Origin of the sequence: Calothrix sp. FACHB-168 (assembly GCF_963889195.1) — a bacterium.
GTDB lineage: Bacteria > Cyanobacteriota > Cyanobacteriia > Cyanobacteriales > Nostocaceae > Aulosira > Aulosira anomala_A.
The window spans coordinates 109,819-122,220 of sequence record NZ_CAWPNJ010000041.1; the positions used below are offsets into that span (position 1 = coordinate 109,819).

A 12,402-nucleotide genomic window follows, 5' to 3' on the forward strand; every position below is an offset into this window, starting at 1 on the left:
CGAAGCACAGAAGAATTCCTAACTTTTCCCTTGCTGCTCACTGTTGTTTCTCATTTGGTAACACCTGCTGTCACCTTACTCTAGGTTTTACGCTGCCGTCCTCCGAGCGTATACTGAGGTGTTGGGCATTGGGCATTGGGCATGGGGCATTGGGCATGGGGCATTGGGCATGGGGGGACAAATCCCAATTGTACAGACGCGATTCATCGCGTCTCTTAACGCCAACGCAAAATACTTCACTTGGACAACTCCCGGTGAAGAACATTAAGACACCTTACCCTACCAAGGTACTGTCTTTTGAATTATGAATTATGAATTATGAATTGTTTATTGTGGTGGCTTTTTCTTGGTTACAGTCAGCATGGGTAAAGTTGTACTAGAGGAACGAGAAGGTAGGTAATGTTGGACTACAGGCTCCTCTTCTGCGATTGGGCGACTCTGCTGAATGCGCCAGAGTTTAACACCAAGGCTGACTCCGGCTGTAACTAAACCAAAGGTAAATAACGACCAGCTATCATCTAAACCACCAATCAGCGCATCTACTACGCCCATTGTGATCAGTAAACTGACGATTGGCTCTTTGCGGTAGGATGACTTCAAAAAACGCGGAAATATAACGTTCATCACTGTTTAATTTGATTTCGTTTTGCTTTTGATGAAAGAGAATAAGTCTTTCCTTGATCCCTCTGCCTTTCGGTGCAGTTAGTCAAGGAATTTAAAGTATTATAATTATCTTCAGTAGGAGAGGAAGTGTAGCAATTTACCTACTTGCACATAGAAATGTAAGTTTTGGATAAAGTTGTCACTTTTGGTGGATCTCTTAGCCATAGACGATAAGTCTTGAGAGGTAGTTTCGCTATCTATTAATTAAGTTAAAACCAGCCAGAATTACTAGCTGGTTCCAACTCTTCTAATTACTAGCTTACAACTTTCGTGCTTGTGCGTTGTGGCAGATCTACTTCAGACCGAGCCATGATAGCACGCCTTGATTGGTGACATATTCAATTACCACCATCAAGATAAAGCCAATCATCGCCGCTCGACCATTTAATCGTTCGGCATATTCGTTAAAGCCTAACTTTGGTTCCTCTAGTTTGGGTGTAACAGTTGGCTTTGGCTGTGTCATCATTAATAATTCCTCTCTTATTGTTCGGCAAACGAAATTGATCTAGAAAAGCCTGTAGACTTTGCTGCGGTTGGCTGAGTCGTCTTCAACTTAGCATCATCGCCGCTAGTCTTCAGACATCAGAACTTCCTTAGGTGTAGAACTGACTTGCTCTGCTAGGAACTCAAGCTACATTGCTTCAGTAACCAAGTAGCAGTTTTGGGGGACGACCCCGTGTAAACTTCTGTTTACATTTTTTTATTATTCTTTATATATTTTAGAAAGACTAGGGCAATAGTCAAGGGTAAGACTTGGTAGCACCGTAATGGAAGTTAGGCAACAAAAGAACAATTTGGTTAGCAATCCTTAATACGGAAGTAGCCAGTCTAATACTGGCAGGCTAAAGTGAAACCACAATATTATTAGAGGCGATAAATGGAAATCGGCGTTCCTAAGGAAACCAAGGATCAAGAGTTTCGTGTAGGGTTGAGTCCTGCGACTGTACGGGTATTGAAAGAAAATGGTCATGCTATTTTCGTACAGACACAAGCAGGTGTTGGTAGTGGGTTTACTGATGATGACTACATCGCGGCAGGCGGTGAAATTGTTGCTACACAAGATTCTGCATGGAATCGCGAACTAGTAGTAAAAGTTAAAGAGCCACAAGAGGCTGAGTATAAATTTTTGCAAAAAGGACAGATATTATTTACTTATCTGCATTTGGCAGCCGATCGCAAATTAACAGAACATTTAATTGATTGTGGCACTTGTGCGATCGCCTATGAAACAGTAGAACAGCCCGGTGCGAATAAATTACCCTTGCTCTCTCCCATGAGCATTATTGCTGGGCGGTTATCCGTACAATTTGGTGCAACTTATTTAGAACGCCAAAAAGGTGGGCGAGGCGTTCTTTTGGGCGGTGTTCCGGGAGTAAAACCGGGTAAGGTAGTGATTTTAGGCGGCGGCGTTGTGGGGACAGAAGCCGCTAAAATCGCTGTAGGCATGGGAGCGATCGTCCAAATATTAGATGTAAATGTCGAACGCTTATCTTACCTAGAAACTCTATTTGGCTCTAGAGTTGAACTACTTTACAGCAACTCCGCCCATATAGAAGCCGCAGTTAAAGAAGCTGATTTGCTTGTTGGTGCAGTTTTGGTGCCAGGACGTAGAGCACCAATATTAGTATCCCGCGAATTGGTACAGAAAATGCGTCCTGGTTCGGTAATTGTGGATGTTGCTGTCGATCAAGGCGGATGTGTAGAAACCTTACGCACCACTAGCCATACAAACCCTGTTTACATTGAAGAGGGCGTGGTGCATTATGGCGTTCCAAATATGCCTGGTGCAGTACCTTGGACAGCCACCCAAGCGCTAAATAACAGTACTTTACCTTATGTGGTGCAGTTAGCAAACTTGGGCATGAAAGCGTTAGATGTTAACTCTGCATTGGCTAAAGGTGTGAATGTTAATAATCATCGCTTAGTACATCCGGCTGTACAAGAAGTATTCCCAGACTTGGTAAGTTAATGCATAACAAGTATTGAAATAGGGATTATAGGTGTAGTTTTTATACCTAATTTACCAAAGTAGTTTACCAGATACGCAGTTGCGGGTCTGGTAAATTTTCGCATATGAGCGCGATCGCTCTTTGTGTTTTCAATTTTTTGACATAAAATTCTATACAAGAGACAAAGAATGCAACAATTTTATCTTTCGTATTAAGTAAATATGAGTTTATTTAACAAATTAACAGCAACTTTTCAGGCATCTAAACAATTACTCAAACAAGCACTAGAAGAATATATTATATTTAGCGTAGCAACTAAACAATTGACTTTGAGAAAAAAAGCTGTTTTAGTTCTGTGTCAACAAGCTGAATCTAGAGTTGAGCAATTAAAAAGCTTAAAACCTGATATTGATGAAGGGCTGATAGCAACAATAGAATATAACCAAATTCAAGTTGAAGTGCATTTTACTCCAGAAAAAATTACGCTTCACAAAGACTATATTGAAGGAGAACTGCGATTATTAAAAAAACCTCAGTTTGATACTGAATCTATAGCCTACCGTTATCTCATCGCCGGGTGGCAAATATTTCTAGGGGGTACAATTCCTCATGGAGCATTACCAAAAGGGATGAGAATTGAAAACGATAAAGTTTACTACAATATTCCTCGCAATCAATCCCAGCTTTTAGATGTCTTGTTTCATAATCTAGAAAATGACTCGGTTTTAATGACTAAGTTGCAACAAGGAGATTTAACTATTCAATCATCCGTAGCTGTGAATTGGAATGATTTTCCGCTTCAGAAATTGTTTCAGCTTTTGAATGTTAAATCGATGTAATAGCGATTGTTTATGAGGCTGCATAGAATTCGATCCCCCCTAGGGCGTGTTTTCAAACTCTAAATTAGACTTAATTGTAGGTTGGGTTTCACTTCGTTCAACCCAACAAACCCGTGAAAATGTTGGGTTACCCTTCGGGAAGCCGCTCCGCGTCTACGTTCCTCAACCCAACCTACGCAGCGTAAGGTTTTTGGCGCTAACTGAACTGTATTGAGCTATAATCTTGATACAAGTTTGAAAAATGAATGTGACAGATGGTAGGGGCATGGCAATGCCATGCCCTCTTGAATATATTGATGTGCCGCAAACACTGTTTAAAATAAAGTCAAGCCTACAGAAGTACAGTTAAACCTTGCCCAATCCAACAATTTTTTGGGCAGAATGCGCGAAGGGGTAGGTGTAAATAAAAATTCGGCTTGTCAACAGTTAATAACCAAAGTTAAATACTATGGACTATTGACTATGGACTGTTGACTAAAATTTATGAGCAATGAAATCTTTCATCGACTTGCGCCTTTTATCCAAGAATATATCTATAATCACAACTGGGCTGAATTACGCCCAGCACAAATAGCCGCTTGTCAAGTCATATTTGATACCGATGCTCATTTACTAGTAGCAGCAGCGACAGCAGCAGGAAAAACAGAAGCCGCATTTTTACCTGTGGTGACTCGATTGTATGAAAAACCTGCTAATACTATAGGTGCATTATATATTGGCCCCATTAAAGCATTAATTAACGATCAATTTGAACGCCTCAATGGTTTACTCAAAGCCGCAGATATTCCAGTATGGCATTGGCATGGTGATGTATCTCAAAATCAGAAAAATAAGCTATTAAAAAACCCCAAAGGCGTTTTGCAAATTACGCCCGAATCTTTAGAAAGTTTATTAGTAAATAAACATCATGAATTAATCCGCTTATTTGGGGATTTACGCTTTGTTGTTATTGATGAAATTCACGCTTTTATGGGTTCAGAACGCGGTTGTCAAATCATTTGTCAATTGCAGCGTTTAGCAAACATTACCCAAACCCAACCCCGACGCATTGGTTTATCGGCTACCCTTGGCGATTATTCAATGGCGGAAGATTGGTTACGTTCGGGAACAGATAAATCAGTAATTACGCCAAAAATTGAGTCGGGAAAACGCCAAGTAAAATTAGCTATCGAACATTTTTATCTCAACGATGAAGTTGATGAAATTGAAGTTACGCCATACGATAGATATTTATTTAATCTCAGCAAGTCGCGCAAATGTTTGATATTTGGGAATAACCGCACGCAAACGGAATCTGTAATTGCATCTTTAAGAAGAATTGCCACAGAACAATCATTACCAGATATTTATCACGTACATCATGGTAGTATCTCAGCAAGTTTGCGCCAAGTAGCGGAAAATGCAATGCGCGAACCGAACAATCCAGCAGTGACAGCAGCTACTTTAACGTTAGAATTAGGTATAGATATTGGTCATTTAGAAAGAGTGATTCAGTTAGAATCACCGCTTTCTGTCGCGAGTTTTTTACAAAGATTAGGACGCACGGGAAGAAGAGGTGAAGCGGCTGATATGCGTTTTGTCTGTGCAGAAACTCAACCAGGATTAGATGCACCTTTAGCAGAACAAATTCCTTGGCAATTATTGCAATCTATCGCGATTATTCAACTTTATTTAGAAGAACGTTGGATTGAGCCGATTAAGCCGGTAAAATATCCTTTTAGTTTGCTATATCAGCAGACAATGAGTATTTTAGCAGCAACGGGAGAACTCACACCTGCGGCTTTAGCAAAGCAAGTTTTTAGCTTACCTCCATTTGCAGAAATTTATCAGGAAGATTTTAGATTATTGCTGAGATATTTAATTGATATTGACCATATTCAAAAAACGGAAACTGGTAAATTAATTATTGGCTTGACTGGTGAACGTATCGTGCGCAAGTTCCAATTTTATGCTGTCTTTGCTGATAGTCAGGAATATGTAGTTAAGCAAGGTACAACAGAAATTGGGAGTATTGTCAAACCGCCAATTGTGGGGAATCAATTTGCTTTAGCTGGGAGAACATGGGAAGTAACAGAAGTTGACTTTAAAAAAAGGGTGATTTCTGTAAAACAAGTAGAAGGTAAAGCGAGTATTTATTGGCGTGGTGGTGGGGGAATTATTCACACGAAAGTTTTGCAACGGATGCGGCAAGTTTTACTAGAAGATTTAGAATATAGCTATTTACAGCCTAATGCTTTGCAATGTTTACGCACAGTGCGTCAGTTAACTAGAGATGCTGGCTTAGATAAACAAAATATAGTTGTTTTAGGTAAAGGTAAATGTTGTATTTTCCCTTGGATGGGAACTTTAGCTTTCCGTACTTTGGAAAGATGGCTGAATTCTTGCTGTCGAGAGTCTTTAGAAATTAAAAGTATTGGCGGTAGTAGTCCTTATTATTTAACAGTTAAATTAGGAAAATATAAAGTTGAATATTTGGGTAAAGAAATTGTAGCTTTGGCAGAAGAAAGAATTATTCCTGAGTATTTGGTGAGTGAATCTGAAGCGCCAGAATTGCAAAAATATGATGAATATATTCCGCACCCGCTATTACGCAAAGCTTTTGTGAGTGACTATTTAAATATAGAGGAATTAAAAGAACAAGTAGCGCAATGGTGAAATAATTCTTGTAGTCAGGACTTTACCCACATTTTTCACAACCTGTAGGGGCGGGTTCATAACTATCTTGCTTCACCCCCCCTAGCACCTCTAGATTACAATTAAAGGGGTAATTTGCCTTGGAGTAAATAAAATTTAGATTTAACGCAACTAGCGCAACTACAACCCAGTTGATCCATGATGGGATTTGATTCTGATGTTACATTTGGGGCGATTAATTCATGGTTTGGTTGTGCAGATGCTACCATAACAATTTCTGTAGCTGGTGCAGAGTTTATACTGGCTGCATGTGCGGGATTGGTGATGAATAGCACAGATGCGAGAAAAGCAGGACAAGCAAGTAAAATCAATTTGAGTATTTTCATAGTTCACCAATAAAGACTGCTAGCGATACAGCATAGCCAATAAATTGACTACGTTCAACCGCGATTACTGAGATTAATGACTGGTAAATTTCTCAATAAGTGCCCAGTATCACTGATTATTGCACAGTAAAGGGCGGGGAGACCCCGCCCCTACGAATGCATCTGTTGATCTCTGCTATCTCTGTCTTGAAAAGTTTTGTTCGGAGGAAACCTCCGCTCAGACTTTTCGCTGTGTCTCTGTGGTTAAATAAAATACTTTTAAGCCGAAGATAACCGAGAGATAACAAACAGGACAATGGCGAGTCTGCTTTGTTTGGACAGACGAAAATAATGATTCGGAAGTACTGGACTGACACAGCTAAAATAGTGCATTAATAAAACTCTTGTGGGATGGGCGTCTCGCCCGTCCTGGGCGGACAAGATGTCCACCTCACAAGAAAATTATATTGCAACATTTTAGGCGTGTCAGTCCACTACGTGTTTTTCACCAAATCAAATATGATTCCTATCGTAGATTATCACTAACTAAAAAAAGATTATGAACAACCGTCTAGCAAATATTCATCCTGGTGAAATTCTCCAAGTAGAATTTTTGGAACCGCTAAATATTACACCTTATAGATTGAGCAAAGATATAGGTGTATCTCAAACAAGGATTAGCGAAATTTTATCAGGAAAGCGTGGTATCACGGCAGATACACCTTTACGTTTATCGCGCTATTTTGGTAACAGTGCGCAGTTCTGGTTAAATTTACAAACGCAGTATGATTTACGCCAAGCTTTGGCAGAAAATGCAGAAGTTTACAATCAAATTCCGCAAGTAATCTAAATTAATTCATTAGAAATTGCTGGAAAAGTTCATTTCATTGTGGATGAAGTTTTTCAGATTTTCTATTAGTAATTATCGTTAATCTGGCGATATTTTTGACCAAATTAGTAATTCTCCTTGTTCGCCACCTGCGGCAATATACTGACTTTGTGGGTGCCAAGCGAGACAGGAAAATCCGGCTGATGCACCTGTAAGTATTTGGCTGACTTCTTGGGCGTTGTGCCATAAACACAGCCAGCCGTCAGCAGCTGCGGAAGCAAGTAAAAAGCTTTGGGGTGCAAAGGCGATCGCATTTATTACTCCCACATGATTAGTTAACACTCTGGCTTCCCAGCCTAAAGACTCGTCTTCTAGCTTTTCCCACACGACAATACCCTCAACGCTGGATGATGCTAAAATTGGTGCGCCTAAGGGTGTGGTAGCTTCTGACCATGCTAGGTGGCGAATTTTACCAGGGAAACCGCGCATCACCCAAGGATCGGGGTTTCCCCATTCCAAAACGGTGACGCTACGATCCATGTTGCCAGAACCGAGAAATCTGCCATCGGGAGACCATGCCATTGCTACACTGACTGTCGGCATGGATAATATATATGGTTCTTCATCCCAGTCTTGGGTGTGCCAAATTTTTACCCCTTGATAACCGCTAATGGCTAAGTATTGCCCATCCCTGCGCCAGTCAATCGCCAATACTGAGGAGTTATCAAAATTTAAGGTAACAACAATATCATTAATATCAGCATCCCAAACTTGGACATAACGCCCCAAACTAAAAGCCAGTTGATTACTCGTGTGATTCCAAGCTAGTTTATCAACCCATGCTGGGGCATTATCTAAAGTAGCGATTAATTCATCGCCTTGCCAAATTTTTACCTGTCCATCTTGTCCCGCGATCGCTAAAAATTTACCATCAGGCGAAAAAGCTAGGCAATCTACAGATTTACCATAACCAGCCTGTAAATTTACTAAATCATCTTCATTCCAGAGTATAACTTCCCCGGCGGCTGAAGTTGCAGCTAGGGTATTACCATCAGTTGACCAAGCGATCGCAGTTACATAATCTGAAAGTAACGCCGAAGAGAATTCTGTAAATTCTTGGGCTTTGGTGGTGGAGTTCATCTTTAGAGGCAGGGGGGCAGGGGGCATTGGTGTCAACTTAAGCCAGAAATAGCCTCACTGTAAGCTTCCTCGCCCGCCTGAGAATGAATTCTCAGGCTAATAACCCAAGTCTACTAAAGTAGACTCAAGATTTTGAGGATATTTAGGAATCTGACGATGACTTTGGCTATTAGCAAGGAACTTCAGTTCCTTGCGGTAACTGGGTTTTGCATTAAGTTTACACAGGTAGAGGGCAGAAGGCGCTTGTACAGACGCGATGAATCGCGTCTCTATTAAACCAAACAAGCTTGAAAGTCTTGTTTTAGTTTAGCTTCATCGAGATTGCGCCCGATGAATACTAGTTCGTTTTTGCGAGTTTCGGTTGGTTTCCAAGGGCGATCGGGTTTACCATCAAATATCATATGTACTCCTTGGAAAACAAAGCGATGATCTTCCCCAGCAATATTTAAAATACCTTTCATGCGGAAGATATCAGTGCCTTGAGTCCGGAGTAATTCTCCCATCCAATCGTTTAATTTTTGCCCGTCAAGTTCGCCTGGTTCTACTAAAGCTACAGAATAAACGGTTTCATCATGTTGATGGGCATCTTCTCCTAAGAAATTGGGATCGATTTCTAAGGCGCGATCTAAATCAAAGGCTTGTACCCCTAATAAAGCATCCATATTTAACTCAGAATTGCGGGTACGGTAGATTTTTGCTAAGGCATTCATTCCCCGAATTCGCTTTTCTAGTTCGTCTAGAATTTCTGGCGCGACTAAATCTGTTTTATTTAATAAAATAACATCGGCAAAGGCTATCTGTTCTTGGGCTTCATCGGCTTCCCAATGTTGCCAAATATGCTTGGCATCAACCACGGTGACAACCGCATCTAAAGATAGCTGGCTTTGCATATCTTCATCGACAAAGAATGTCTGAATGACTGGGGCGGGATCGGCTAAACCAGTAGTTTCAATGACTAAATGGTCAAATTTATCACGCCGCTTCATCAAGTTGCCGATGATGCGAATCAAGTCGCCTCTGACTGTACAGCAGATACAGCCATTATTCATTTCAAAAATTTCTTCATCTGCATCGATAACCAATTGATTGTCAATGCCTACTTCCCCAAACTCATTGACGATGACGGCGACTTTCTTGCCGTGTTCGTAAGTGAGGATGTGATTGAGTAAAGTGGTTTTACCTGCGCCAAGATAGCCGGTGAGAACAGTTACAGGGACAGAATTGGATGTTTCAGCAGAGAGCATAATCTCAGAGCATCTGTAGTGATAATGATTATCTGCTTATGATAGCGCTTGTTTTGAGAAATCGTGGATTTGGGCATGGGGCATTGGGCATTGGGCATTGGGCATGGGGCATTGGGTTTAATTGCTGAAGGCTTGAGGGGTTTGCAAATACGCCTTATCCCAATTCATTGATACAAATTACTTCCTCTGCTTTCTCTGCTAAACGATATGTAAATGAGGTACGCGCTTTGGGGCATGGCAGTGCCAATGCCCCTACAATTAACGATTATCTGTACCTCACCAACTTGCAATTCGCTGTATGTATGATTTTTCAAATAAATACACAGCTTGTATAGGCAAAGTTGAAAAAATAATTATTCAAACTGGGGTTTGGCTGCGGAAAACACTCAAATGAGTTCTCAAATACAGCTTTTGCTTACTCAAACTGGGGTTTGGCTGCGGAAAACACTCAAATGAGTTCTCAAATACAGCTTTTGCCTACTCAAACTGGGGTTTGACTGCGGAAAACACTCAAATGAGTTCTCAAATACAGCTTTTGCCTACTCAAACTGGGGTTTGGCTGCGGAAAACACTCAAATGAGTTCTCAAATACAGCTTTTGCCTACTCAAACTGGGATTTGTCTACTCATTTCTAGAAATGAATACTCAAACTGCGGTTTGCTTACGGAAAATATTAAAATATATAGGCAAATAGCTAAGGGAACTCCAAAAAAATAAATTATTCCGTTAAACGTTGACAGTTGACAGTTGACGGTTGACAGTTAACAGTCAACCGTCTGTAGGGGCGGGTTTTGTGAGATATTCATGTCGAAAACAGATATGTCGGTTAAACCCGCCCGTACAACAATAGCAATGGAATATTTTTTACTTGGAAGTCCCTAAAATACAGCAGTTTGCATATTTGTGACTAAATGTTGAGTAAACTGCCAGTCCCACCCTTAAGGTTAGTCAATAGGATATAAGACCCTGAAATCTTTTGCTAATTTCAGGGTTAGTCAATAGCTAATACTTTACTAACAATAGATTATATATCCTAACAAATGCTAATATAGTGGTATGGCTTACGTACCACTACGAGAAGCGGTTAAAGCGCTGGGATTACACCCAAATACTTTAAGGAAATACGCCGACAATGGGAAAATCGAGAGCATCAAAAACGAAGCAGGGCAAAGACTTTTTAACGTCGAGTCCTACCTTCGCGGTGCAACACATCGCTCCCTTGTTTGCTACTGCCGAGTTAGTTCAACTAAACAACGAGACGACCTTGGTAGACAAATTGCCTACATGCAATCACTCTACCCGGAAGCCGAAATCATCAAAGATATCGGCAGTGGAATCAACTTCAAACGTAAAGGACTGCAAACCTTACTGGACAGACTTCTGCGGGGAGATAAGCTCACGCTTGTTGTTGCCTGTCGTGACCGACTCGCACGGTTTGGATTTGAGCTTATTCAGTACATGGTCGAGCAAAACGGTGGACAAATCGTGGTTCTCGACAACACTGTACACTGCCCCGAATCAGAGCTTAGGGCGGATCTTCTCTCCATCCTCCATGTCTTCTCTTGTAGAATGCACGGACTTAGGAAATACAGTAAAAAAATCAAGGAAGATCCGGATATTCCTAACAGCAACCCAAAGACAGACGATTAAACAGTGGTTTGGTGTTTCTAGGTTTGTCTACAACACAACAGTCAAACTGCTGCAAGATTCAACTGTTAAGGCGAATTGGAAAGCAATCAAAACAGATATATTGAATGGACTACCTGATTTTTGTAAATCAGTACCCTATCAAATCAAGTCAATTGCCATCAAGGATGCTTGCAAAGCTGTTAGTAATGCCAAGAGAAAGTTTAAAAATGGTGGTGGTATTAGCTTTTGTAAGTTTAGGTCTAGAAAAACCCCTATTCAGTCTTGCTATATTCCTAAATCTGCGGTGTCAGACAAAGGAATTTACCACACTATTTTGGGTGAGGCAATATTCAAGGAATCCTTACCTCAAAGCTTTGGTGACTGTCGATTAGTGTTTGCTTATGGCGACTACTATTTAACAGTTCCAGAGGAGGTGCCACAACAACAGTCCGATAACCAAGGACGTGTCGTGGCACTAGATCCAGGCATCAGAACATTTATCACTTTTTTCTCAGAATCTAGCTTTGGTGAAATTGGAGCTTCAGCTAATATCCAGATCCAGAAACTTTGTTTTCGGTTGGATAAGTTGATTTCTAAAATCACCAAAGCCAAATGTAAACAGAAGAAAAGGTTGAAAGTTGCTGCAACCAAGCTACGAGGTAAAATCAAAAACCTTGTAGATGAATTGCACAAGAAAACCGCCCGATTTTTGGTTGATAACTTTGATGTTATTTTGTTGCCAACCTTTGAAACATCTCAAATGTCGAAAAAGGCGAAGCGGCGAATTAGGTCAAAATCGGTACGTCAAATGTTGACACTATCTCATTACCGTTTTAAGCAATTTCTCAAACACAAAGCTTTTGAAAATAACAAATTGGTAATAGATGTTAATGAGGCGTATACATCCAAAACAGTTAGCTGGACTGGTGAAATAATCCACAATCTTGGTGGAGCTAAATTCATTAAGTCACTAACTGACGGGCAAGTGATGCCGAGGGATCTAAATGGTGCGCGAGGGATTTTCCTTCGTGCATTGGTTGATACGCCCTCACTACGTGAGTGTATTTGTTAATGAATGTTAGCAAAAAAGTATCGGTCTTGTTGGTAGGC

Annotated in this window: 12 protein-coding genes; 7 read left to right on the forward strand and 5 right to left on the reverse strand. The window is 40.7% G+C overall.

What is annotated here, in order from left to right:
* Positions 1–327 precede the first annotated feature (327 nt).
* Together AACW45_RS23675 and AACW45_RS23680 are read right to left on the reverse strand one after the other, a co-directional pair.
* Positions 328–624, reverse strand: a complete 297-nt coding sequence (locus AACW45_RS23675) for a hypothetical protein (protein WP_190628943.1) — start codon at positions 622–624, stop codon at positions 328–330.
* A 331-nt stretch (positions 625–955) separates the two neighbouring features.
* A complete protein-coding gene (locus AACW45_RS23680) occupies positions 956–1,126 on the reverse strand; it encodes a chlorophyll a/b-binding protein (protein WP_096647654.1) in 171 nt (56 codons plus the stop codon).
* 414 nt (positions 1,127–1,540) lie between these two features.
* Here AACW45_RS23680 and ald point away from each other — a divergent pair, with 414 nt between their 5' ends.
* The 5 genes from ald to AACW45_RS23705 all read left to right on the forward strand — a co-directional run bounded on the left by ald (position 1,541) and on the right by AACW45_RS23705 (position 7,300).
* Positions 1,541–2,632 (forward strand): alanine dehydrogenase, encoded by a 1,092-nt coding sequence (gene ald / locus AACW45_RS23685; RefSeq protein ID WP_190628945.1) that lies wholly within the window; start codon positions 1,541–1,543, stop codon positions 2,630–2,632.
* 201 nt (positions 2,633–2,833) lie between these two features.
* Positions 2,834–3,451 (forward strand): hypothetical protein, encoded by a 618-nt coding sequence (locus AACW45_RS23690; protein ID WP_190628947.1) that lies wholly within the window; start codon positions 2,834–2,836, stop codon positions 3,449–3,451.
* 483 nt (positions 3,452–3,934) lie between these two features.
* Positions 3,935–6,106 carry a DEAD/DEAH box helicase gene (locus AACW45_RS23695; protein WP_190628949.1) on the forward strand — a complete coding sequence of 724 codons (2,172 nt, stop codon included), beginning with the start codon at positions 3,935–3,937 and terminating at the stop codon, positions 6,104–6,106.
* A gap of 177 nt (positions 6,107–6,283) precedes the next feature.
* Positions 6,284–6,484: a hypothetical protein gene (locus AACW45_RS23700; protein WP_190692783.1), complete on the forward strand. Its 201-nt coding sequence runs from the start codon at positions 6,284–6,286 to the stop codon at positions 6,482–6,484.
* A gap of 522 nt (positions 6,485–7,006) precedes the next feature.
* Complete coding sequence (locus AACW45_RS23705) at positions 7,007–7,300, forward strand: HigA family addiction module antitoxin (RefSeq protein WP_190629258.1); 294 nt, start codon at positions 7,007–7,009, stop codon at positions 7,298–7,300.
* A gap of 78 nt (positions 7,301–7,378) precedes the next feature.
* On the opposite strand, the gene AACW45_RS23710 is transcribed toward AACW45_RS23705, so the two are convergent.
* From AACW45_RS23710 to AACW45_RS23720, 3 genes are all read right to left on the reverse strand, one after another.
* Positions 7,379–8,419 (reverse strand): WD40 repeat domain-containing protein, encoded by a 1,041-nt coding sequence (locus AACW45_RS23710; RefSeq protein WP_190629260.1) that lies wholly within the window; start codon positions 8,417–8,419, stop codon positions 7,379–7,381.
* 272 nt (positions 8,420–8,691) lie between these two features.
* Positions 8,692–9,663: a CobW family GTP-binding protein gene (locus tag AACW45_RS23715; RefSeq protein WP_190628953.1), complete on the reverse strand. Its 972-nt coding sequence runs from the start codon at positions 9,661–9,663 to the stop codon at positions 8,692–8,694.
* On the reverse strand, positions 9,627–9,761 hold the full coding sequence (locus tag AACW45_RS23720) for a hypothetical protein (RefSeq protein ID WP_277880200.1): 135 nt from the start codon (positions 9,759–9,761) through the stop codon (positions 9,627–9,629). The genes AACW45_RS23715 and AACW45_RS23720 overlap by 37 nt, the downstream gene beginning before the upstream one ends.
* Positions 9,762–10,719: 958 nt before the next feature.
* On the opposite strand from AACW45_RS23720, the gene AACW45_RS23725 reads away from it, so the two are divergent.
* Positions 10,720–11,313 (forward strand): IS607 family transposase, encoded by a 594-nt coding sequence (locus AACW45_RS23725; protein WP_190628954.1) that lies wholly within the window; start codon positions 10,720–10,722, stop codon positions 11,311–11,313.
* Positions 11,216–12,364: an RNA-guided endonuclease InsQ/TnpB family protein gene (locus AACW45_RS23730; RefSeq protein ID WP_190628956.1), complete on the forward strand. Its 1,149-nt coding sequence runs from the start codon at positions 11,216–11,218 to the stop codon at positions 12,362–12,364. The genes AACW45_RS23725 and AACW45_RS23730 overlap by 98 nt, the downstream gene beginning before the upstream one ends.
* The last annotated feature ends 38 nt before the right edge of the window (positions 12,365–12,402 follow it).